Annotated in this window: 23 protein-coding genes; 3 read left to right on the top strand and 20 right to left on the bottom strand. The window is 37.1% G+C overall.

Features of this window, described 5'->3' with window-relative positions:
* Positions 1-12: 12 nt before the first annotated feature.
* Positions 13-714 carry a response regulator transcription factor gene (locus I5818_RS03695; RefSeq protein WP_169846876.1) on the bottom strand — a complete coding sequence of 234 codons (702 nt, stop codon included), beginning with the start codon at positions 712-714 and terminating at the stop codon, positions 13-15.
* A complete protein-coding gene (locus tag I5818_RS03690) occupies positions 692-2524 on the bottom strand; it encodes a sensor histidine kinase (RefSeq protein ID WP_078109631.1) in 1833 nt (610 codons plus the stop codon). Before I5818_RS03690 ends, I5818_RS03695 begins: the two co-directional genes overlap by 23 nt.
* 202 nt (positions 2525-2726) lie before the next feature.
* Between I5818_RS03690 and I5818_RS03685 the strand changes: the two genes are divergently transcribed.
* Positions 2727-3260, top strand: coding sequence for an RNA polymerase sigma factor (locus tag I5818_RS03685; protein WP_078109650.1), 534 nt, complete (start codon positions 2727-2729; stop codon positions 3258-3260).
* Positions 3244-4152 carry a hypothetical protein gene (locus tag I5818_RS03680; protein ID WP_078109632.1) on the top strand — a complete coding sequence of 303 codons (909 nt, stop codon included), beginning with the start codon at positions 3244-3246 and terminating at the stop codon, positions 4150-4152. The genes I5818_RS03685 and I5818_RS03680 overlap by 17 nt, the downstream gene beginning before the upstream one ends.
* Positions 4153-4221: 69 nt before the next feature.
* On the opposite strand, the gene I5818_RS03675 is transcribed toward I5818_RS03680, so the two are convergent.
* Positions 4222-4950, bottom strand: a complete 729-nt coding sequence (locus I5818_RS03675) for a polysaccharide deacetylase family protein (RefSeq protein ID WP_078109651.1) — start codon at positions 4948-4950, stop codon at positions 4222-4224.
* Positions 4951-5414: 464 nt separating this feature from the next.
* Here I5818_RS03675 and I5818_RS03670 point away from each other — a divergent pair, with 464 nt between their 5' ends.
* The gene (locus I5818_RS03670; RefSeq protein WP_078109633.1) at positions 5415-6257 is read left to right on the top strand and encodes an aldo/keto reductase; all 843 of its coding nucleotides are present in this window, start codon (positions 5415-5417) and stop codon (positions 6255-6257) included.
* 207 nt (positions 6258-6464) lie between these two features.
* Here I5818_RS03670 and I5818_RS03665 read toward each other — a convergent pair whose 3' ends face one another.
* The 17 genes from I5818_RS03665 to I5818_RS03585 all read right to left on the bottom strand — a co-directional run bounded on the left by I5818_RS03665 (position 6465) and on the right by I5818_RS03585 (position 24663).
* Positions 6465-7235, bottom strand: coding sequence for a fumarylacetoacetate hydrolase family protein (locus tag I5818_RS03665; RefSeq protein ID WP_078109634.1), 771 nt, complete (start codon positions 7233-7235; stop codon positions 6465-6467).
* 50 nt (positions 7236-7285) lie between these two features.
* Positions 7286-9463, bottom strand: a complete 2178-nt coding sequence (locus tag I5818_RS03660; RefSeq protein ID WP_078109652.1) for a malate synthase G — start codon at positions 9461-9463, stop codon at positions 7286-7288.
* Positions 9464-9478: 15 nt separating this feature from the next.
* Positions 9479-10552, bottom strand: a complete 1074-nt coding sequence (locus tag I5818_RS03655) for an NAD(P)/FAD-dependent oxidoreductase (protein ID WP_078109635.1) — start codon at positions 10550-10552, stop codon at positions 9479-9481.
* Position 10553: 1 nt separating this feature from the next.
* Positions 10554-10883, bottom strand: coding sequence for a (2Fe-2S)-binding protein (locus I5818_RS03650; RefSeq protein ID WP_078109636.1), 330 nt, complete (start codon positions 10881-10883; stop codon positions 10554-10556).
* Positions 10884-10920: 37 nt separating this feature from the next.
* Positions 10921-12009: an NAD(P)/FAD-dependent oxidoreductase gene (locus I5818_RS03645; protein ID WP_078109637.1), complete on the bottom strand. Its 1089-nt coding sequence runs from the start codon at positions 12007-12009 to the stop codon at positions 10921-10923.
* On the bottom strand, positions 11999-12322 hold the full coding sequence (locus tag I5818_RS03640; RefSeq protein ID WP_078109638.1) for a (2Fe-2S)-binding protein: 324 nt from the start codon (positions 12320-12322) through the stop codon (positions 11999-12001). The genes I5818_RS03645 and I5818_RS03640 overlap by 11 nt, the downstream gene beginning before the upstream one ends.
* A 116-nt stretch (positions 12323-12438) precedes the next feature.
* A complete protein-coding gene (locus tag I5818_RS03635) occupies positions 12439-13560 on the bottom strand; it encodes an NAD(P)/FAD-dependent oxidoreductase (RefSeq protein WP_078109639.1) in 1122 nt (373 codons plus the stop codon).
* Between the two features lie 54 nt (positions 13561-13614).
* The gene (locus tag I5818_RS03630; protein ID WP_078109640.1) at positions 13615-14625 is read right to left on the bottom strand and encodes an ABC transporter ATP-binding protein; all 1011 of its coding nucleotides are present in this window, start codon (positions 14623-14625) and stop codon (positions 13615-13617) included.
* Positions 14622-15614, bottom strand: a complete 993-nt coding sequence (locus tag I5818_RS03625) for an ABC transporter ATP-binding protein (protein WP_071974723.1) — start codon at positions 15612-15614, stop codon at positions 14622-14624. The genes I5818_RS03630 and I5818_RS03625 overlap by 4 nt, the downstream gene beginning before the upstream one ends.
* A 15-nt stretch (positions 15615-15629) precedes the next feature.
* The gene (locus I5818_RS03620; protein WP_235849574.1) at positions 15630-16556 is read right to left on the bottom strand and encodes an ABC transporter permease; all 927 of its coding nucleotides are present in this window, start codon (positions 16554-16556) and stop codon (positions 15630-15632) included.
* Between the two features lie 11 nt (positions 16557-16567).
* On the bottom strand, positions 16568-17485 hold the full coding sequence (locus I5818_RS03615) for an ABC transporter permease (RefSeq protein WP_078109641.1): 918 nt from the start codon (positions 17483-17485) through the stop codon (positions 16568-16570).
* A 72-nt stretch (positions 17486-17557) separates the two neighbouring features.
* Positions 17558-19111 (bottom strand): ABC transporter substrate-binding protein, encoded by a 1554-nt coding sequence (locus tag I5818_RS03610; RefSeq protein WP_078109642.1) that lies wholly within the window; start codon positions 19109-19111, stop codon positions 17558-17560.
* A gap of 48 nt (positions 19112-19159) precedes the next feature.
* Positions 19160-20503, bottom strand: coding sequence for a M20 family metallopeptidase (locus I5818_RS03605; RefSeq protein ID WP_078109643.1), 1344 nt, complete (start codon positions 20501-20503; stop codon positions 19160-19162).
* Between the two features lie 278 nt (positions 20504-20781).
* Complete coding sequence (locus I5818_RS03600; RefSeq protein ID WP_078110212.1) at positions 20782-21579, bottom strand: ABC transporter permease; 798 nt, start codon at positions 21577-21579, stop codon at positions 20782-20784.
* Positions 21576-22499 carry an ABC transporter permease gene (locus I5818_RS03595; RefSeq protein WP_078110211.1) on the bottom strand — a complete coding sequence of 308 codons (924 nt, stop codon included), beginning with the start codon at positions 22497-22499 and terminating at the stop codon, positions 21576-21578. Before I5818_RS03595 ends, I5818_RS03600 begins: the two co-directional genes overlap by 4 nt.
* 4 nt (positions 22500-22503) lie before the next feature.
* Positions 22504-23571, bottom strand: a complete 1068-nt coding sequence (locus I5818_RS03590) for an ABC transporter ATP-binding protein (RefSeq protein ID WP_078110210.1) — start codon at positions 23569-23571, stop codon at positions 22504-22506.
* A gap of 15 nt (positions 23572-23586) precedes the next feature.
* Positions 23587-24663, bottom strand: a complete 1077-nt coding sequence (locus I5818_RS03585; RefSeq protein WP_235849651.1) for an ABC transporter substrate-binding protein — start codon at positions 24661-24663, stop codon at positions 23587-23589.
* Positions 24664-24670 lie beyond the last annotated feature (7 nt).

Raw genomic sequence — 24670 nt, 5'->3', positions numbered from 1 at the left:
TCATAGATATTTTTATAGTGATTGCCGATATTGAATTGGGGTCATCCCAACCTCTTGTTTAAACAAGGTCATAAAATGCTTCGCACTTTTGTATCCAGATAGTTGTGCTACCTCATACACCTTTAAATGAGTTTGCCTCAATAATTTTTGCGCATACTTTATCCGTTTATTCGTTAAATAGTCCGTAAAGGTTTGATTTAGCTCTGTTTTAAACAACTGACCGATATATTGCGGATGAAGATATACATGCTCTGCAATCATCTTTAATGTGATTTCTTGGCTTAAATGGTCATCGATAAACTGAAGGATCTTTTGAAATTGAGTCGATGTACCATCGTTATTACTTTCATTTGTTTTAAAAACCTTGGAAATGACTTCGGACAACTCAATCCGGTTGACTGGTTTTAATAAATAATCAGTAATTCCATATCGTAAGGCTGTGCGGGCATATTCAAAATCATTATGTCCACTTAAGATAATAATAGGAATATCTTTAGATACCTGCCTTGCTTTTCCTATAAAAGTAAGACCATCCATTGCTCCCATTCGGATATCTGTAATAATAAGGTGTGGCAACCGTTGATGAATTCTTGTAATCCCCTCTTCGCCACTCTTTGCCTCTATCACCTGAATTCCACCGATAACCTGTTCAAGTAAAACCTTTAGCCCTTGTCTAATAATCTGTTCATCTTCAATGACTAGTACTTCCTTCAACCTTTTTCCCTCCTTCATTTATCAAAGGTAAAACCACTTGAATCGTAAAGCCGTTATTCACTTCACTTTGAATCTCTATTCCGTATTGCTTTCCATATAACAACTGGATCCGCTCATGAATATTGGGTAAAGCAATCCCGTGATACTTTTTTGATGCTATCGGTACAGGAGAATGGATAGATTCATATAGCTCTTTTAGCTTTTTAGAGGAAACACCTTGCCCGTTATCAGATACAATAAGGGTAAGCTTTTCTTCCTTTCTATAGCCTCTAATAAAAATCGTTCCCCCCTGTGCTGAAATCCCATGAATAATCGCATTTTCTACAAGTGGCTGCAAAATTAGCTTAGGAATAGAAATATCTAGTATGGACGGATCGATTTCTTCTCGATATTGAAGCTTCTCTCCTATTCGTACCTTTTGGATCATTACGTATGAATGAATAAACGAGATTTCTTCTCCCAATGTTACTAATTTGGAAGAATGGTCTATCGTATATCTCATTAACTTCCCAAGTGAACTAACCATATCCGACACATCTAAACTTCCTTGTGTGATTGCTAGCATATTAATAGATTCCAACGTATTGTAAAGAAAGTGCGGATTTAATTGACTTTGTAATGCACGAATTTCTGCTTCCTTCTCACGTAGATTGGTTTTGTATACTTCTGTTACGAGTCGATCAATTTCATTTACCATATGATTAAAGCCTTTGCCTAGCTCTCCTATTTCATCACCGGATTCAATCTGGACCCTCTGTGATAAATTTCCTTTTTCTACCTCACGCATGGAAGTACGTAATTTATGAATGGAACCTACTAAGGGCTTGGACAATATGACACCTAGTAAAGAGGAAACGATCATTCCAAGTAATACAACGAGCACAAGTACTTTCTGTAAATGATTCACTTCACTAAAAATTTCAGAACGAGGGGTCAGCATAATAATCTTGATTCCGGAGTAAGACGAAGTATTAGCAACCATCATATAGCTTTGTCCATCCATTATTGTCTTTGTATAATTATCCCTTTTTCCTTTATCAATCTGTAAAAGTAACGAATCGGATATCATTGTCCTAGTGTTATTTGGATAAATTGAACGATTATGTTTGTCTACTATATAAATAAAGCTATTTGCCTGTGTATTTGATAAAATTTCTTTAAACAGTTCTTGTTTCAGGTCAATTTTTATAATCCCTAAAGATTTCTGTGTCGCTGGGTCTCTAATCAGTCTTGCAACCGAAAAAACATTCTCCTTTCTATTGATATAATAATTTGGCTGATGGAGAGGAAGAATAATCCATCCTCCATCTGCCTGCCTAATTTCTTTAATCCACTCACTTTTATTATCAAACACTTTTAGTAGCACCGTATTTGAATCCAAATTACTAAAAACAGTTCCATCGTTCGCAAGAATATGGATTCCTTTAATTTCATCTCTCATATGAATGAGACTAGAAATATACCTCCAAATTTTTACTCTTTCACTTGCTGGTGGAAGAGAAGCACCTTCCTTCATCACTTGATGATTTTTAAGAGTATTCAAGACATCTTGATCGTACAAAGGGGATAAGGAGATAATCTGCATTTCTTTAATATAGCGATTTAAATTACGATTCATTTGATCAGCAAGCTGAAGCTGATACTCTTTTGTTCGAAGTTGACTTGATTTTGCAAATTGATAATAGGTTATGCTTCCAAGAATTGTGGCAGTTAGAAGTATGAGCAGCGAAAAAACTAATATGAGCTTTGAACGATATGGAAGTGACAGTAATTTTCTTTTTGCCATCCTTTTTAATTTTGTATAGTTCATCAGACACCCCTCTTATTAATAGTTGTTACAAATACTTCGAGGTTTTCTAATGAATTCCTCCAAAGGGGGGAACTGTGCTACTCCTACGTGTTAACATCATACTTCTTTATACGTTTTATTTTTATAGGGATAAAATCACTGTCACAAATTTTCAATTTGCACGACTAATAACTAGAAAGCGTGAAGGTAGGTGAGGATGGAGTTGAATATTGATAAGAGGCAACTTGTCATGGAGTGGTATGAATTGTATTACGATGATATGTACCGTTTTATTTGGCTAATGCTGGGTGATAAACAGTGCTGCGAGGATTTTGTCCATGATACATTTGTACGTGCGTACACAGCATATGACCGATTCGATCATCGTTCCAGTGTAAAAACTTGGTTGTTTAGCATTGCAAAGCATCTTGTTCTCGATGAAATTCGGAAACGAAAAAGAAATAAGCATGTACCAGTTCTTTCATTTGAAAAAGAGATATCCTCTTCCTTTAATTTAGAAAAATATATTGAAAACAAGGAAGCAGTTAACCAGCTATTCACCTCGATTCAACAATTAAAGCCTAATTATCGAATGGTCATTATATTAATGAAGGTCGAAGAATACTCCACCAAAGAAACGGCAAACATTCTTGGCTGGTCCGAGGTTAAGGTTCGAAAAACATTATCAAGAGCACTGCAATCACTTAGAAAACGGAATACAATCCAAGGTGGTGAACAAGTTGAGCAATCATTATGATGACCAATGGAAATTGCTACAAAAACTGAAGCCAACAAATGAGGAAAAAGAAATTACAAGAATGAGGATATGGCAAACGATACAAGCTTCTTCACCGAAAATCACTCGCACCTCTCCATTTTTTTCATGGAAAAATCTACTAGCTACTTGCTTATTCTTTCTTATTTGCGGAGGATTTTGGCTTATTTTTCAACAGGAAAATAAAGTGCAGCATTCCGTAACCGAGAAAGGAATTAATTCTAATCAAATAAGTTGGAAATTAGAAGATACGTATAGTAAAAAATCCAATGATGGCTTAGCATTCTATCGAAAAAATCAAACTGAAAAAGTCGGATCCGTTCATGAAGTAACCGAAGAAAAAAGGAAGGAGATCATTCAAAATCATGCTATGTTTGTAGAGGAGCAAATGGAGAATTTCCCTTATCCGACATCCATGTATATCGAGCATGTAAAGCAAATGAATGTAGCTTTGCGTTATCACTTTTTTATTCCATTAGAAAATCAAAAATACTTTCATTTTACCTTTGATTATCCAAAACTTGAGTATGCTGAAATTTTCACCGTCATATCAACATTAAGAATAAAAGGAATGGAACCCAATAACTATCCTAAACAACTATATGTCAACCATGGCTATGGGAAAATGCTCTTCCCCATCAACTTACAACCCATTTCTATATCTGCAAATAAAGAAGTCTATAACTGGGAAAGTGGATCAACCGAAGCATTCAATGCTTATATCAAGAAAATCACCGAGCAAAAGGGACTCTGGAAGAAAAAATCCACCACCAAAGATTCCCACACATTCGAATCCGCCGATGGAAACGAAATCATAACAATCACCATCAAAGGCAAAACCATAACATACGAGTTCATCTATCCGAACCGTTAGGGACAGGGGGGTCAGGTCCACTGTCCCTCCCTTCCTTTTACACTTTAAAGCAGTGGGGGTCTGACCCCCTTATTGTAAATTTTCAACAAACTCATCTAGTGTTGTTGAGTTTTTGACATAGATTCGTGGGAGTAGGTAGTTTTCGTTTGGTTTGCCTGTTTTTACATATGGTTCGGGGATTGTTGTTAGGCCAAATTGATAGTATTTTTTCGTTTCTGCTATTACTTTCTCATTAAAAATCCCGTACGGATAAGCAAGGGCAATGACTGGTTTTCCTGTCATTTGCTGAATTTTTTCTTTAGATTCTTTTAATTCATAGTCAATATCTTTAACTTTGGTTAAATCAGGGTGTGTAGCTGTATGAGATTGAACAGAGAACATTCCCGAATCTACCATTTTCTTCAAATCACTCCTGGATAGTCGATTCGATCTACCGACAAAGTCAGAGATGACAAAAATCGTGGCTGTTGGATGAAAATTGGCCCCTTTTAGTTTTTGGAATATGGCAAAAGCATTTACATTATTTTTATATCCATCATCAAAAGTAATGAATATAGGCTTTTTCACTTGATGGATCTCCCCCCATCTTTCAAATGTCAATAATGTAAAGCCATTGTCTTTTAAATAGGCCATTTGCTTTTCAAAATTTCCAGGTGATACATATAAATCCTTTGAGCCCTGTCCTTTAAATTCATCAATTGAATGATAGATGAGGATGGGTATCTTTTTTTGAGCAAATGCTTGAGAGGGAATTGCAACTAAAGAGAAAATAACGAGTAGGAGTACAACCTTTTTCATTATGTACCTTTTCTTAAACTTTGTTGCTAGGAAACGAAATAAATGAATGGAAGCAGCGTATTCACACCCAATGAATTTTTTAGTAGAAATAATACTATACGAATAACCAATTATCTTTGCGAAAACGGCACTCATAAAATTACCACCTTTACTTGAATTAACCAATCGTACAGTTATTATTTCGAAATTCTTTATTTTTATTTGCATTTTTTTCAACACACCTACATCTAAGGAAAAATACACAAATACGAAGTGATTATCTTTAATGTCATACCTTATAGGTCAAACGAAGAATTCTATAACATTATCCATCATTCGTTTTACGTTCATTATTTAATCCTGATTGGATAAGTTCAAAATTAAAAATGAAAGCTCCGACCAGCGCTCCCCTTACCGAATCAAATATTTGAACTTTCCTTCAAGAGGGTGATATTCTAACATTACTATAGGAAGGAGTGTCTAATATGAGTAAATCCATTCCAGAGATAACTCTTAATGATGGGCTCGTTTTGCCAACTATCGGTTTTGGTACATACAAACTGAATGGAAATGAAGGGGCTAATGCAATAAAGAGCGCCATTGATGTAGGTTATCGTCTTATTGATTCCGCTTATAATTATGAAAATGAAGGAACCGTTGGAGAGGCCGTTCGACGCAGTTCAGTTCCAAGGCAGGAATTGATTATTACATCCAAATTACCAGGTCGCTATCATACATATGATAAAGCCGTTACAACGATTCAAGAATCATTATACCGAGCAAATTTAGACTATTATGATTTGTATTTAATCCATTGGCCTAATCCAAAACAAGATCATTATGTAGAAGCTTGGCAAGCATTAATTGATGCAAAAAAATGGGGATTCATTCGTTCTATCGGTGTTTGCAATTTCTTACCTGAACATATAGAACGGTTGGAAAAGGAAACTGGGGTATTACCAAGCATTAACCAAATTGAATTACATCCTTTCTTCAATCAGGAATCACAAAGAACATTCCATCAAGAAAAAAACATTATAACAGAATCCTGGAGCCCAATCGCTCGAGCAAACCTACTACTAGAAAATGAAACGATTAAACAGATTGCTGAGCAGCATAATAAAACTGTTTCCCAAGTGATATTACGCTGGCATGTTCAGCTAGGAGCGATTCCAATCCCTAAATCCGCATCTCCAATACGTCAACTTGAAAATATCTCAATCTTTGACTTTTCACTAGATGATGCAGAAATGAAACGAATTAATGAACTGACACAACCGGATGGTAGAATGAAAAATCAAGACCCTGCAACGTATGAGGAGTTTTAACTAAAAGGCAAAACACTAGTAATTTTTTTAGGTTCTATCTTACACAACTAGGGCTGTCTGATACTTTGTTTTTCAGACAGCTCCATCATATTTTACTAACATGTTCACAATCTTTCATTTCACAGGACACTACTGCCTTTATTCCAGTAAAAACACGTTAATAGTTTTGAGGACGTAGGTTCCATTAGGCTTTAGGTAGTAAAGTGATCAGGTCAATATTTTTGCCGTAGCCAACCTATTTCGAAGTCTACCAATCCCTTTTATTTCACACTCAATAACATCTCCTTCTCCTACAAACTCTGCGCCGACAGGGCTTCCTGTTAATATCACGTCACCTGGTTTAAGAGTCATGACTGTTGTAAGATAGGAAATCATTTTGCGAATCGGTATGATCATTAATTCAGTTGGGCTATTTTGCTTTTCTATATGGTTTAGGCTTGCTTCAACATGAACCTGAAACGGGTTCAGTTCAGTTTCAATAACCGGTCCTAAAGGTGTGAATGTGTCAAATGATTTACCGATTGTCCAATGGCCATCTTGATGGAAATATTGTGGGGCAGTTACATCATTGGCAATAGTATAGCCAAATACATAATTTAGCACTTCAGCTTCAGGGATATTTTTTGCTTCCTTCCCAATAATAATCGCTAATTCCGCTTCAAATTTCACTTGGTCAATCCCTTCAGGAATGACAATGCTTTCCTCCGTTCCGATAACGGATGAAGTAGGTTTAAAGAAAAATACAGGAATGTCTGGTAGTTCACTTGGTAAATCTTCTACCTTGGAAACATAATTTGCTCCGATTCCAATAATTTGGTTCGGCTCTATGGGAGCCAATAATTTCACTTCATTTTCTAGAAATTCCAAACCCGTATGCTTCCAATCCCCAAATATATCCCCCGTTATTTCCTTAACGACTCCTTCGATAATTACTCCAGTATAAATGGTAGAATCCACTTGAAATCTAGTAAATTTCAACACACTAACTCCTCTCTACTTATTTCCGGAAAAAACTAGAATCCCCCAATTTATTGTTTAACAGCAAATTTTGCCTTTGCCTCTAAACGGCGACGATGTAAGATTGGTTCGGTATATCCATTTGGTTGATCATAGCCTTTGAAGACTAGGTCACAGGCAGCTTGAAAAGCAATAGAATTAGAGTAATCCTCTGACATCGGTCGGTAATTAGAATCTCCCGCATTTTGCTCATCGACTATTTTGGCCATCCGTTGGAATGTTTCCCGTACTTGATCCTCCGTACATATTCCATGATGGAGCCAATTCGCGATATGCTGACTCGAAATTCGTAAAGTGGCCCGATCCTCCATTAAAGCAACATTATGAATATCAGGGACTTTCGAACAGCCGATACCTTGTTCCACCCAGCGAACAACATAGCCAAGAATGCCTTGTGCATTATTATCTAATTCTTGCTGAATCTCTTCAGGCTCCCAATCAATCTGACTGGCTGCAGGAATCGCGAGAATATCCCTCAGTAAATCCACGCTTTCTTTTTCCAGCTTTTCCTGTACCTCTGTCACATCCACTTGATGGTAGTGAAGAACATGCAAAGTGGCAGCTGTTGGTGAAGGCACCCAAGCTGTATTAGCCCCTGCTTTGACATGACCAATTTTTTGCTTTAACATATCGGCCATTAAATCTGGCATCGCCCACATCCCTTTACCAATTTGTGCATGACCCTTGAATCCACTTGCTAGACCTACCATGACATTTGATTTCTCATACGCCTGGAGCCATTTCGCTGATTTCATATGATTTTTCCGAATCATTGGACCCATTTCCATCGAAGTATGAATTTCATCTCCTGTCCGGTCCAAGAACCCCGTATTAATGAATACAATTCGATCCTTCACCTGTCGAATGCATGCCTTCAAGTTTAATGATGTACGTCGTTCCTCATCCATCACCCCAATTTTTAACGTGTTTCGTTTTAACCCAAGCAAGTCTTCCACGCGATCAAAAAGTTCATTACTAAATGCTACCTCTTGTGATCCATGCATCTTGGGCTTGACGATATAAATCGATCCCTTCGTGGAATTTTGATAGGCACCGTTTCCAAGTAGAGAATGTTTGGCTAGTAAACTAGTAAACACGGCATCCAATATTCCTTCAGGAACTTCGTTGGCATCTTGGTCTAGTATCATATTACTGGTCATTAAATGTCCTACATTTCGTACAAACATGAGAGAACGACCCTTTAAACGCACCTCTTCTCCAGTAAGCGAAGTATATAGTCGATCACTATTTAGAGTTCTGGTGATTATTTGGTCTCCTTTTTTAAACGTAGCACTCAAATCTCCCTTCATAAGTCCAAGCCAATTACGGTAAACGAGTACCTTATCCTCAGCATCTACTGCAGCAACTGAATCCTCACAATCCATAATCGTCGTTAATGCTGATTCTAATAGAATATCTTTAATACCCGCTTGATCGGTTTGACCAATTGGATGAGTAGGGTCAATTTGAATTTCTAAATGGAGTTTATTATTTTTTAATAAAATAGTGGATGGCTCCTCCGTTGTTCCTTTATAGCCAATACATTTAGACTCATCTTGGAGACTTGTCATTTGCCCATTTCTAAGTAAAATCGTTAGTTTCCCATCAGCAATAAAATATTTCGTTGCTTCACTATGTGAAGCTCCTTTTAATGGAACGACTTGATCCAAAAATTCTCTAGCAAATTGAATGACCTTTTCCCCGCGAATCGGGTTATAGCTTCCTTCCTGTTGAGCTCCCGCTTCCTCACTTATCGCATCAGTCCCATAAAGCGCGTCATACAGGCTTCCCCACCGAGCATTTGCAGCATTTAATGCATAGCGTGCATTATCAACAGGAACGACAAGCTGTGGTCCTGCTTGAATGGCCACCTCTTCATCGACTTGTTCAGTTAATATGTTAAAATCCTCGACCTCAGGCTCTAAGTAGCCGATTTCCTGCAAAAATGATTGGTATTTATGAAAATCAAACTCCTGATTTTCACGGTGCCAAGCATTTATTTTATTTTGTAAATCATCACGTTGAGCCAATAATGCTCTATTTTTCGGAGATAAATCTTTTATTAAGGTTTCTAATCCATTCCAAAATTGCTCCTGATTCACCTTGCTACCTGGTAAAGCTTCGGCATTAATAAATTCATAGAGAATTCGGGCTACTTGAAGATTACCTACTTTTACAAAATCATTCATCATTTCTTTTCCTCCTTATTTAAATCTTTCAATCGAATATGGAGCAATCGATAAGGATGTATCTCCGTCGACTAATAATTCTGTCATTAATGTCCCTACTAACGGAGATAGCGTGACCCCACTATGCATCGTTGCGACATAAAGGTTTTTAACAGAAGGAACCTTCCCAATAATCGGCAACCCATCTTCTGGGACAGCACGTATACCTGAAAAAGCTCTGACAACCTTTGCCTTACCAAGATCAGGTATGTAATACTTCGCCATATTTGCGGTTTCCTGAATGACATCTAATGTAGTTGAACGATTAAAGCCTGCTTCCTCCATAGAATAGCCGATTAATACTTCGCCATTATTTGTCTGTCTCATCCCACTGATCGTATAATTGATAAACGGCTTTAAAGGTTCAGTTACGAGAATTTGCCCCCTTACCTGGTTCACGGGTATATGGATTCCTAGCATTTTCCCCAGTTCTCTCGACCATGTACCACCAGCTAAAATCAAGTTTTTACAAATATACTCACCTTTTTTGGATACAATGATGAATTGGTCGTTTTTCTTTTGAATATCAAGGACTTGATTATAATACGAATAATCGATGCCATTCTTCTTGGCCGCTCTCATATACATATCAACCAATCTGAAGGGATTTACATTTCCATCGATTTTGCTAAATGTTGCCCCAGCAACATTTGGATTAATAGACGGTTCCTTTTCGATCACTTCTTCACGTGACAAAACCTTGATTTTTATTCCTATTTCCCGATAGGAATCTGCTAACCTTTTGGCTTTATCACGATCTTTCTCATTAAAAAATGGGGATAGCCCACCCGTTCTTTTATATTCCACATCTCCAATTTTTTTGGCTAAATAGGGATAAAGTTCAGCACTGTACATACTAAATTCAGCATAGGATGATGGGGTTTTATTATGTACCCAAACCCAGGCTTGGGTAGATCCCGAAGTACCAGATAGGGGATATTTTTTATCAATGACGAGGACGCCCTCTTTATACCGTTCAGATAGATGGTAGGCAATACTATTTCCAATGACTCCCCCTCCAACGATAATCGTTTCATAGGCTGTATTCATTTCATCTCACCTTCCCATCTTCGAGCTCAACCTCATCAAGAACCGACTTCACAGCAGAAAAATGTTGACTGTTTGTAGACAATGTTTCTATTGAAATAGGTGATATAGGCATTCTTGTTCGTGGGAGCGGGATCTCCTCATACTCTTTTCTTGTTTGTTCATGAATCATTTGTGAGACAAGATCAGCACACATCTTTGCTTGACATGGCCCCATGCCACATCGTGTAATTCGTTTAATGTCATCAAAGGATTCCGCCCCTAGACGAATCACCTCTTCAATTTCCTCATAACTTAACTCCTCACAGCGACAAATAATCGTTTCTTTATCCATATGATTCTCCTTTCATCCTTTCGAGAGTAAGTTGTCTCTAAGAAATAAATTGATCCTTCAGCTGAGGATGGAGGAAATTTTCAATATGCGTCATTCTTTCTATCCATAAATGAGGATCTTGTTTAGACTCTATTATTTTTATCTCCTTAAATAATGAATCTCTTAAGCTATTGGCTTCATCAATCTCCAAAGCACCAAGATCCTCACACACACTAATTCCGGCAATCATTCCGGTTAATAGAATGACACCATGAAACGATACTCCGGCAGCATTTCCACCTAGATAGACCCTATTTTGACTGGATTGGAGGCGTTCATTATAATGAGGGACCCATCCCCCAAGCTTTTCCTGGTAGCTAAACGTACAATCCAATTGGTAAAATACTTCTGTAATCGGTTTTCTCCCACCATCTACACAAACAAGATCTGCATGGAATGTTTTTATTTCCTGATCAAGCTGCACATAAACCTCTTCAACCTGACCATTTCCTTTTACCTCAGTAATAAAGGAATGGAGATAATAAGGAATATGTTCTTCTGTCATTCTTTCTATTTTGTCTTGATTGAGTGCTGTTAGTTTATTGGATTTCTCAATGATTCCTTCTATTTCGACGCCAACTTGTTTCAATTGAATCGCTACATCTAAAGCAAAATCACTTGAACCGCAAATGACTGCCTTTTTTCCAGGGACGACAAAATTTCGATTGATTAACGTTTGTGCTGCACCAATCGTCATCACGCCTGGTAACGTCCATTTCTTAAAAGGAACAGCCCGTTCAGCAGCACCTGTTGTTACAATGACTTTCCTTGCAGTTATTGAAAAAACATTATTGCCATCGGATACACCAATACTTCCATCCTGATATAATCCTACAAATGTATGATTTAATAGTATTTTCACGGGATATTCATTTAATTGACTGATTAATAACTCGGCTAATTCAAAGCCTCTCATTGGTGAAAATTGCGATGGTAAAAGGGATAGCATCTGGGTTTGTTGGACCAGCTGTCCACCAAGATTACTAGATTCATCAATCATAACAACATCTAATCCTCTCGATACAGTCTCAAATGCTGCCACTAATCCTGCAGGACCCGCACCGATAATGAGTACATCAGTTTCCATGGCTATCTCTCCTTACATCTGGATCCCCCATATTCGGGAATATCTCCATTTCATCCTCAACCATTTTCATACACGTTCGAACATGGTCTTCGCCGTTCACTGTCATATAGCAGCTACAGCATCTGCCACGGGAACAAAATAAACCTCTCGCCTGCATAAGCTTTCGACTTTCCCCGAATTTTTTTACCCCATTCGCGATTAATGCAGCAGCGACAGTCTGTTGTTTATAGGCACGGAGTGGATTTCCATTAAAATAAATGGTAACGGGATCGTGTAAACGCTCTCCCAATATTGGATGATTGTTGATATGCATGAATACACCTACTTTTCTTTTGCTTTATTTGCATCCATTTACTATATTTCAAATGATATAATATTATAACTTTTATAATGAAAAATCCTTGCTTATTTCAAGACAGCAAGATTACTTTAGTTAACCTTCAAACAATTTCTAAGAGGATTATAAGCCGTAATATCAATTTCCAACTCTTCTCCCATTGCTAGCTTTGCAGCTAGTGAACCAACATATGGACCCATTGTTAATCCTGAAGCACCTAGTCCGTTAGCAATGACTATTCCTTTCACAGTCGGAATCTGTCCTAAATATGGTAGAATATCTTTCCCAATTGGTCTAAATCCAATTCTTACTTCCTGTAAAGTACCCTCCGAAAGACCTGGAGCTACATGGAGTGCTTCATAAAGAACATCCTTTAAACCAGCAGCGGTTACACGATAATCAAATCCGGAGCCAGTTTCCCGTGTTGCACCAACGACTACCCGTGAGTCTTCAAATGAGACAAGATAATGGCTACTTTGCGGTAGGATGACCGGCCATTTTGATGTATCCTGATCTGGAAGATGTAAATGAACAATTTGACCACGCTGCGGTTCAACCGGCGTATCAATACCAAGTGGCCCAAGTAACTCTGGAGCCCACGCGCCTGCTGCTATAACCACAAAGTCAGCCGAAATAAATTCATTATTTACATAAGCTCCTACTACTTTCTCATTTTTAATCTCGAGACTGGCAACACCAGTATAAGACTGTGCACCATGTTTCTCTGCTCCTCGTTTAAGAGCATCTCTTAGTAATCGACCATCTACTCTAGCGGCTCCAGTGACATGGACAGCTTGTAGATCTTCTCTTAAAGGAGGAAATAGTTGACGTGCTTCTTCGGCAGATAATCGACTAACTTCTCCTACCTCCGGTGTTTCTGATTGACGCTCTCTAACCTTTTGTTCGATCACATTTAATTCATCCTCGTCAGTACTAACAGCTAAAGCTCCTACTAATCCATATCCAAGATTGCTTTCACCATCTACCTTTAGTTGGGAAACAAGTTTCGGATAGTAGCATGCCCCACCTTTAGCAAGAGTGTAAAAATCTGGATCATCAACCCTGGATATCCATGGACATACGATTCCAGCGCCAGCAGCAGTCGCTTGACCTTCATGTTGTTTATCAATAATAATTACTTCTGCTCCCTTTCTAGCCAAATGGTAAGCTGTACTAGCTCCAACAATTCCTGAACCTATAACAATTATTTTCATTCCTTCACTGCCCTTCTTTATTTTTTCCACCAGTAATCTATCAAGATAAAGTACTTACATTATTGGGTAATGACAGGATACAAAATGTTCATCCCCAACATTTCTAAATTCTGGTTTTTCTACTTTACATTTTTCCTTTCTAAATGGACATCTTGTATAGAATCGGCAACCACTTGGTAAATCCGTTTGATCAGGTAGATCATCTTCCAAAATAAACTGTTCCTTACGCTCTCTTAATGTTGGGTCAGGGATCGGAACAGAAGATATTAAGCCACGAGTATATGGATGAAGTGTATGACTAAAAAGCTCATCTTTTGATGATAGCTCGACAACTTCCCCCATATACATGACGGCGATTCGATCACTTATATATTTAACTGCCGGAATACCATGTGCGATGAAAATATAGGTTAAATTAAATCTTTTTTGTAAATCCATTAATAAATTTAAGATTTGTGCTTGAATAGAAACATCTAAAGCTGAAACAGGCTCATCACAAATGATTAATTTCGGTTTTAAAGCTAGTGCACGAGCAATCCCGATTCTTTGCCTTTGCCCACCACTAAATTCATGGGGATATCGTCCGGAGAATGATCGGTCTAACCCAACTGTTTCCATTAATTCATAAACAGTTTGCTCTAATTCCTTTCCTTTTGCTACTTTATGAGTTCGAAGTGGTTCTGCAATAATATCAAATACTCTCATTCTAGGATTAAGTGAGGAAAATGGATCTTGAAATACCATTTGGATATCTTTTCTTATTTTTTGCATTCCTCGTTCTGATAGTTTCGTAATATCAGATCCGTCAAAAATGATTTTTCCCTCTGTAGGCTCAAGCAATCGTAAAATAGTATTTCCAGTTGTCGATTTTCCACATCCTGATTCGCCTACTATCCCTAATGTTTCTCCTTTTTTTACAATTAAATCAATTCCATCCACTGCTTTTACATACTGCTTTGTTTTTCCAAAAAAACCTGTAGAAATAGGAAAATATTTTTTTAACCCTTCAATTTCTAATAGGGTTTCATGCTCTTTTTTCGTATCATCGTTGGTGGTAACAGTCATAGATTAATCACCTCTTCGTCACTATGAAGCCAACATCTTACTTCAGAACCATCTTTAGCTTGAACTAATGAAGGTTCTTGTTTTCTACAGATATCCATCGCATAAGGACAGCGCGGATGAAACTTACATCCAACAGGCAATTCAGAAGGAATTGGTACATTTCCTTCAATCGATTCTAATTGATCCTTTAATTGATGTATTTTTGGTGTACTATTTAGTAATCCCTTTGTATAAGGATGCTTTGGATTCTTAAAAATGTTAAAAACATTATCTTGCTCTACAATTTGACCAGCATACATGACAATCACTCGATCTACCATTTCTGCTACTACACCTAAATCATGAGTAATCATAATAATGGATGTTCCATATTCTTCACTTAATTTTTTCATTAGCTTTAAAATTTGCGCTTGAATGGTAACATCAAGAGCAGTTGTCGGCTCATCCGCTATTAGTAATTGTGGATTACAGGATAATGCCATTGCGATCATGACCCTTTGCCTCATTCCTCCGCTAAGTAGGTGTGGAAATGAAAAATAGTGTTTTTCCGCTCTCGGGATTCCTACCTTTTTTAACATTTCGATTGCTTTCTTTTTCGCTTCTTTCTTATCTACATTTTGATGGAGTCGAATCGCCTCTGATATTTGACTTCCGACAGTAAACACTGGATTTAAGGAAGTTAATGGCTCTTGAAATATCATTGAAATTTTATTGCCTCTTAATTGCCGCATTTCCCGCTTGGAGTACTTTAATAAATTTTTTCCATCAAACAGTATTTCCCCACCAACAATTTTTCCAGGTTCACTAACCAATTGTAGAAGAGAAAGAGACGTTACACTTTTTCCACATCCTGATTCACCGACAATACCAACGGTTTCTCCTTTTCCCACTGAAAAGGAAACACCATTTACAGAAGCAACCGTTCCACTGTCTGTAAAGAAATGTGTTTGTAAATCCTTCACTTCTAATAGTGTTTGAGTTTTAGCCATGTTATTACCCCCTTCCTATTTTCTTCCTTGTGTTCGTGGATCTAATACATCACGAAGCCAATCACCTAAAAAGATAATTCCAAGAACGGTAATTGTTATGGCAATTCCAGGGAAGGTTGCTAGCCACCAGTTCGTAGCTAGATAATTCCTACCATCCGTCAACATTCCTCCCCATGAAACAGTTGGGGGCTGTATTCCTAATCCTAGAAAGCTTAAGGAAGCTTCTAAGATGATGGTTGTAGCAACACTTAAAGTCGAAATAACGATAAAAGAGGAAATAATATTAGGAAATATATGCTTTAACATAATCGTTGCATTTTTTGTCCCGATGGACTTTGATGCCTTTACAAACTCCCTCTCTTTAATACTTAGTACCTCACCCCTTACTACCCTTGCATATGTAACCCAGTTGGTAAATCCAATAACGACAATAAGAACCATGATACTAGGTTCAAATACAGCTAGAACAACTAAAATAAATAGAATACTTGGTATCGCAAGGAAGGAATCCACGATTCTCATTAAGATATTATCGATTACTCCACCATAATATCCTGCCAAAATTCCAACTAAGATGCCGATGATACCCGCTAAAATAACTGAAAAAATTCCTACTAACAATGACACTCGAGTCCCATATATAATTCTACTTAAAATGTCTCTCCCTAAATTGTCTGTTCCAAGTAGATAAGTCGTAGACCCTCCGTCCAACCAAGCAGGCGGCTTCAGCATGTCTCCTAAATTATTTGCAGCAGGGTTATGTGGAGCTAAAATATTTGCAAAAATAGCAATAAACACTACAGCAAAGACAATGATGAATCCCATTGTGCCTGTTTTACTTTGGAGTAATAATTTTATTAAACGAAAAAAATGGTTATGTTTCGTATTTGCTACCGGTTTATTTACTTTAACAACCTGATCCTGATTCACATTTACTTCCACATCTTCACCCCCTATGAATAATTAATTCTTGGATCAAGTAAACGATAAATGAGGTCGGTTATGAGGTTAATTAAAATAACTAGAATAGCAATAACGAAAACCGCCGCTTGTACGACTGCCATATCCCTACCATTGACCGCTTGAACTAATAATTGCCCTAGTCCAGGCCATGAAAAGACAGTTTCGGTAATTAATGCACCACTTACTAAATGGGTTACTTGTAATGAGGTAATCGTTACAACTGGAATCAGTGAATTTCGAAAGGCATGTTTGTAAACAACCAGTGTATCACTTACCCCTTTACTCTTTGCTGTCCGGATATAATCCTGGTTTAAAATGTCTAACATGCTTGAACGAACTAACCTTGTCATTTCAGCCGCTACCCCAGTTCCTAGAGTAATAGCTGGCAGTATTAAATGAGCCCATGTTCCCCTGCCTGAAACCGGAAATATTTGATTGTTTACGGCTAACATGAGAATAAGCATTATTCCAAGCCAAAAACTCGGCATTGCCTTTCCTAAAACAGAGCCCCCTGTAATGAATAGATCTACAAAGCTATTTCTCTTTTGTGCTGAAAAAATCCCTAATGGGATGGCAATAATTATGGCAATCAACATAGAAGCAGCTGCTAGCTCAAAAGTAGCGGGAAGCCGTTCTAATACTAATGGCAAAGCTTCTTGATGATAGCGAAACGATGTTCCAAAATTCCCCTGAATTAAATCACCGATAAAATGAAAATATTGATATAAAAATGGTTGATTAAGTCCAAGTGCTGTTCTCAACGCTTCTCGATCAGCTTCAGAAGCATCTTCTGGCAACATTAAAGCAACCGGGTCACCAGCTAGATAAACTAAAACGAATACGACAAATGTAATAATAAATAAAACTGGTATAATTTGTAGCAATCTCTTCACCAGATACTTCTTCAATTCTTAGTCTCCTTTCAGAAACGGGACTAGCTTTTCTTTCCCAGTCCCGTTCATTTTCATCTCCCAAACAACTTACTTCAAAGAAATATCCGAAAAATTAATTACTTCATCTAACCTTGTTTGGAATGTAACCCGATCTGAAACTCCATAGTTAGCATTTTGTTGGAATAAGAAAATATGTGGTCTCTCCTCAGCAACAATGGATTGAATTTCTTGATACTGTCTGATTCGTTCCTCTTCATTCAAGTTTCTTCCGGCATCATGAAAAAGCTTTTCTACCTCCTGATTGTAATAATCGGTTTGTCCTGCTGCACGATCTTTTGTATAGTGAACCAATGAATAAGAAGCATCCAACAACCCATCTGCCAAGCCAATCATCAACAATTCTTTATTGGAGTTTGAATTATATTCATCTAAATACGCGCTAGACTCAAGTAACTTTAAATTAACTTTAATACCCGCCTCACCTAACATACTCGCTACTAATTGAGCCACCTCTCCATCAAGTGGGTATCTTCCTTTCGGTGCTGTTAATGTAATCTCTAGTCCGTTCTTATAACCAGCTTCCGCTAATAATTTTTTTGCCTTGTCAAGATCATATTCATACGTGTTATATAAGTCTGGATTAGAACCAACTACCCCTTCAGGTACACGTGTTCGAACAGGGACTCCTGTCCCTTTTAGAACAGAATCAACAATTGCCTTTTCATTTATAGCTAAGTCAATCGCTTCCCTTACTTTTGGGTCAGAAGTAGCAAACCCCTTTGTTGTTCTAACAACTAAAAGCATGACACGAGTTGTATCTCCATTTAACAGTGACACACCCTCTTCTCCATTTACACGGTCCCATTCATTCGGTGGAATATCCGTTGCAATATCTACTCCCCCAGTTAGTAATTCCCCGACTCGAGTAGAGCTCTCAGGTATTGCTCTCACAATGACTTCCTTCCATTTCGGTGCTCCACCAAAATAATCCGTAAATCCTTCTAAAACAACTCGATCATCACGATCCCATTTAACAAATTTATAGGGGCCAGAACCGATTGGTTTCTTTAAAAACTCATCCATCCCTACTTTTTCGATATATTTTTTCGGCATGATATCTGCGCCACTTTTGGCTAAAAGTCTTAATAATGTAGGCATAGGACCATCCGTTATAATTTCAAAATTCAAGTCATCAATAACATTTATCTTTGAAAGCTGTGTAAAATACGGAAATTCCTTTAATGTCTGATCCTTCATCACTCGTTCAAGACTATATTTGACATCTTCAGCAGTTAAAGAATCCCCATTATGAAATTTTACTCCTTCCTTTAACTTAAACTTCCATGTTACTTCATCTACATTTTTGTATGATTCCACTAGTTCTTGTTGAATTTCCATTTTATCGTCCCTATTGAATAATCGACTATACATGTTCCTAAACACACGATCACCGGTTGTACTTAACGAATTTTGCGGATCTAATGTCGTAATATCAGCACTTTGTGCTAAAATTAATGTAGTTTTGTCTTTCCCCTTTTTTCCATTACTACTTTCCCCTGTAGAAGATTTGCTACTACATCCAGCAATCATGAATGCCATAATAATACAAGCCACAAGAACGAACCTAAAAGACTTTTTCATAATTTTCCCCCTTTACCATTGTTAATTTTTAAAATTTCAGACTATTTTTCATCTAAAATTATTAATAACTGCGGCTGTAACCTTAATTCCTTGAATATAATCATCAATGAATATATTCTCATTCGGCGCATGATAATTAGATTGGAGATTGGCGACACCTATTTGTACTGCTGGAATATTTGTATTTTTTAACATTTTATACATTGGACTTGATCCAGCTAAATTGCGCAAAATAACAGGTGGTTCTTGATAAACTTCATCCATGCTTTTAAGAACAGTATTTACAAATGGATGATTAGGATCTGTATTAAATGGATGCAAACCATGTGCTTGCTTAATCTCAATATCGGTAAATCCATGTTTATCTAAGTGATTTCTTAACAATTGTGCAATTTTCTCGGGTGATTGATTGGGGACTAAACGAAAATCTAATTTTACCCTTGCAATTGATGGTAGTACGGTTTTTGACCCTTCACCGATATATCCTGACTCAATTCCACATATTGTGCATGTCGGGTCCGCTGTCAAACTTTCCTTTAATGCATCTCCTGATACATTTTTCAAAAATTTAGATATTCCGTATAATTTCTTTGTAGCTTCCTCATCATAAATCATCGATCCAATAAACTTTTTGTCTAAATCACTCAATGGGACGATATCGTCATAAAATCCTTCAATTAATATTTCTTCTTGTTCATTTTTCAATGTACTCAATGCCCAAATGAGCCTCCAAGCTGGATTCTCAATAATTGCTGCTTCTGAAGAATGTAAGTCCATATCGGCTCCCTTACAAGTTAACTCAACATAACATATCCCTTTCACACCTAATCCAATATGTGGACGTTTACTTTCAACTTCTCTCGAACCACCTTCCCAAATGATTCCATTTGTTTTTAGTTTGTTAGGATGCTCTTTCGCAAAAAATTCCAAATGTGGACTTCCTACTTCTTCCTCTCCCTCAAAGATAAATTTAAGATTGATAGGTACTTTTCCATATATTTGTTGATAGGCATGTACAGCACATATTCGAGCAATCAGGTTTCCTTTATTATCCGCAACCCCCCTTGCAAAAATTTTCCCTTCTCTTATGCTGGCTTCAAATGGAGGGCTTTTCCAATGATCAATTGGGTCTTCAGGCTGTACATCATAATGATTATAGAATGTGAGTGTTTTATTATGACCTTCTTCTAGTTCGCCATAAATAATCGGATAGCCATCTGTTGTTATTTCTTCAACCTCAACATTGATCATATTTAGAAATCTTTTTACAAGCTCTTTCATTTCTACCATTCCCCGATTTTGGGCAGATACGCTAGGTTGATTACATGCTTCGATTAACCAATCAAGATACATATCAGCATGATCTTCAATGTACCGAAAAACTTTTTCCATTCGAGCTTCATCCTTTCAAGGTTTGGGATAAATAAGTTAAAATATAAAAATATAATATTATAACTTTATATTTTATGAGTACAAATTAGACCTTATATCACTAAAGTCTAATTTCAATATAATATCTCGATTTTTCTTGTCTAATAATGAATCTTGAATATTCAATAATTTTCTGATCCTCTGTATGCGTAAACCTCTCTATCTTCCTTATATATCTACTAAGCTTTTCAAAATCCGAGGAGTACCAGATACCATAAATGGAAGCACAAGAACCGTCCCTATTTAGATGCAAATACCTTTCCAACACCTAAGACCTTTTCAATGACGATCATTAATATAATGGTCAATATAATCATGATGCTTGAGATAGACGTAATAATAGGGTCGTATTGGTATTGCATATACGTATAGATTCTTACTGGTAGGGTTACAACATCCGTACTAACGATAAATAAGGCTACAGTCAAATCATCAAAGGAGGTAATAAAAGCAAAGATACAGCCCGCAATCACCCCGGATTTGATCATTGGTAGGGTAATGTGGAAAAATACCTTCCAAGAACCCGCTCCTAGATTCATAGCAGCTCGTTCAATGGAACGGTCAAAATCTACTAAACTAGCAACGACTAAACGTAGCACAAAAGGAACAGTTAAAATGATATGTCCAATTATCAAGGCAAGCGGACTGGCAGCAAGACCAATCCATGAATAATATTGAAGAAGTGCGACCCCAAACACGACGGACGGAATTAAAAGTGGTGAACCGACTAACTGTACAATTGCTTCTTTTCCCTTGAATTGATTTCTTACAATTGCAAGTGATGCTAAAGTGCCGATAACTGTTGAAAATATTGCCGTTCCTAGTGCGACTACAATACTCAAAATAAACGATTGCATAAATTCAGGATGATTGATTAATTCGGTGTACCAGCGTAATGTCAAACCCTTTGGTGGAAACGTAATATATTCTGTCTTCGTCAAGGATGAAAATAAAACAACGACAATAGGTGCCAGTAAAAATAGATATACGATGATACAAAATGTATTTAACGTAAGTTTTGGAAGTTTTTTTCTCATTGAATAGCCACTCCTTTTTCAGAATAAGCTAATATTCTACTATAGATAATGATCGTAATAATGGCTAAAAAGATGAGAAGGAAACCAATTGCTGAACCATATGGCCAATTCAACATCACAGCCGTTTGTTCATAGGTTAAATAAGACATTACTTTTACTTGGGGTCCACCAAGAATGGCTGGTGTGACAAATGAGCTAACACTTAAGCTAAATACCATCACTGAACCAGCAAAGATTCCTGGTAAAGTTAGCGGCAACATGACTGAAAAAAAGGTTCTTGCAGAACTTGCTCCAAGATTTTGCGATGCCCTAATGACAGACGGATCTATTCTCTCAAGAGATCCCATAATCGTTAACACCATATAAGGAAACAACACATGAATCATCCCTAAAATAACGCTGAATTCTGTATAAAGTAAGGTAAGTGGTTGATTTATAATCCCTAAATCCATCAATGTATTATTAATGACTCCTTTATTAGAAAGAATAATGACCCAACCATAAGAGCGGATGACCATACTTATTAATAATGGCGATAATACGATAAGAGTTAAGAAGTTTTTTAATCTCCCTTTAACCTTTGAGATTTGGTAGGCAACTGGATAGGATATGATGATTGTGATGAATGTCGTTAGTAGCGCAATTTTCACAGTTCGCCATAATACGCTTAAATAAAAGGAATCAGTCAGGAATTTTATATAATTTTGAAACGTCCATTCATTTCCAATTCCACTATTCGCATCAAAGGTTTTGAAGCTAGTCACAAATAGAAAAACTAACGGAACTAAAAAGAAAAAGATAAAGATAAGCAGTGTAGGTAATAGTAATAACCAAATATCAAGTTTTTTCCTGAAATTTTTCTTCTTTTTTTGCTGTATTAACAATGATTGATCTGGATTCGTTGCGATTTCTCCTTGCATCGTCTCAACTCACCTCTTTTGAAGGTAATAAGTCCTCAGGCTCCCAATAGGTATAAACATTCTCTCCCTCTTCAATATGATGGGGATTCAACTCTGTATTTGAAATATCTGCAATGAGTTTTTTCTCTTTCACATTTAAAATATATCTTGTTTTTGAACCAAGGAATATTTTCCTTTCGACTCTTGTCTGGAAGCTATTGCCACCTTCCTCCTGTGATATTTTGATCCTTTCCGGTCGAATAAAGAAACTCATTTCCTTATTTCCAGAGGTTTGAACAGGCACAAACTGTTCATTGCCGTAAAAGCTAATTTTACATACATTATTTTCAAAGGTTTCGAGAACATTCCCTTGTACTTGGTTTACTTCACCAATAAATTTCGATACAAAATCCGTTTTTGGATGATTATAAATGGTTGTGGGATCATCGACTTGTTCAATGCATCCTTCATTCATTACAGCAATGCGATCAGATATAGCAAGTGCCTCCTCCTGATCATGAGTAACGAATATCGTAGTAATCTTTACCTGTTTCTGGATTGTCACAATTTCTTCTCTCATTTCTTGGCGGAGCTTCGCGTCGAGATTACTTAAAGGCTCATCTAGAAGAAGCACCTTTGGTTTAACGACCAATGCTCTTGCCAACGAAACACGCTGCTGCTGTCCCCCTGATAATTCCCTTGGGTAACGATTCTCATAGGCAGACAATCTAACCATTTCTAATGCTTCTGCTACTCGAATTTTGATTTCATTATTTGGAACCTTACGGAGCTTTAATCCATAGGCTACATTATTAAATACGGTCATATGGGGAAATAGAGCATAATTTTGAAAAACCATGCCCATTTCCCTTTTATTTGGCGGAAGTAAGTGAACAGGTGCCCCATCCACCATGATTCTTCCTCCGTCAACATCCAAAAAACCTGCAATCATATTTAAGGTCGTTGTTTTCCCACATCCAGATGGTCCTAGGAATGATATGAGCTCACCTTGCTGAATATCTAAACTTAGCTGTTTAACAACCTCAACTTGATTGAAACTTTTAACAATATCCTGCAAACTTAAATAACTCATCTAATCACCTCTTCATTAATGCGAGATTTCAATTTCTTTATTGGCTCTTTCCGTCCATTCCGCACGCTTTTCATTGACAAGCTTCCAATTTACTTTGATTAATTTGTCAATTTCCTCCTGGCCATATGGAATCTTCTTTGTGATCTCTCCTTCTAGTTTCACATTTTTATTAACGGGACCATCAAATAGCGCTTGTGAAAAATCCTTTTGAACCTCTTCACTTAATACATAATTTACAAATTTTTGTGCTAAATCATTATTAGGTGCATTCTTTACGACACTTATGGTTGACATCAATGCAATCGCACCTTCCTCAGGTACAACATATTCAATCGGGAAACCTGTGTCCTGCAATGTATACACCCGACTACTTCCCCACGCACTCGCTACTGTTTGTCCCTGTAAGAAGTAGTTAGATACATCGGCTGTTTTATCAAACGTTACGGCATTCTTTGCGATTTTTTTCAGAGCTTCAAAGCCCGGCTCTATATCTTCTTCACTTCCTCCATTAGCTTTTGCTGCCATGATGAGCAAGTGGACACCATAAGTATTTGCAATCGATGGTAATACTAAATTCCCTTTAAATTTGGAGTCTGCTAAATCATTCCATGATTTCAATGGCTCCCATCCGTTTTTCTCAAATAGTTCTTTGTTATAGGCAAGCCCTGTTGAGATAATTCCAAAGCCAATCCCAATATTATCTTCATCTTTTGCTATGTCATAAACATGTTCCATATTCGTAACTACTTTTTCATCTAATGGTGCTAAAAGTCCAAAGGCTTTTGCTTGTGCTTGTGGTCCATCATCTAAAAAAGCAACATCGATCTGTGGGTGATCCTTTTGTGCTTGAAGCTTTGATAATGTATCAACCGAGCTTCCGGTTATATACTTAACTTTTACACCATACTTCTTCTCAAATTTTGGAATAACTGATTCCTTCATTTTTTTCTCATAACTACCACCATAAGCCGCTAAAACTAACGTTTTGTCACTACCGTTACCTTCATTCGCTTTATTTCCTGTTTTGTTCCCACATGCTGACATGATCATAAGGAAAAGGCAAATGAATAATACAAAGAATTGTTTTTTCAACTTATTT

This window comes from Heyndrickxia oleronia (assembly GCF_017809215.1).
In the GTDB taxonomy this organism is placed as follows: Bacteria; Bacillota; Bacilli; order Bacillales; family Bacillaceae_C; genus Heyndrickxia; species Heyndrickxia oleronia.
Note: the sequence above shows the minus strand (reverse complement) of the source record. Positions and strands in the feature narration are given on the sequence as shown.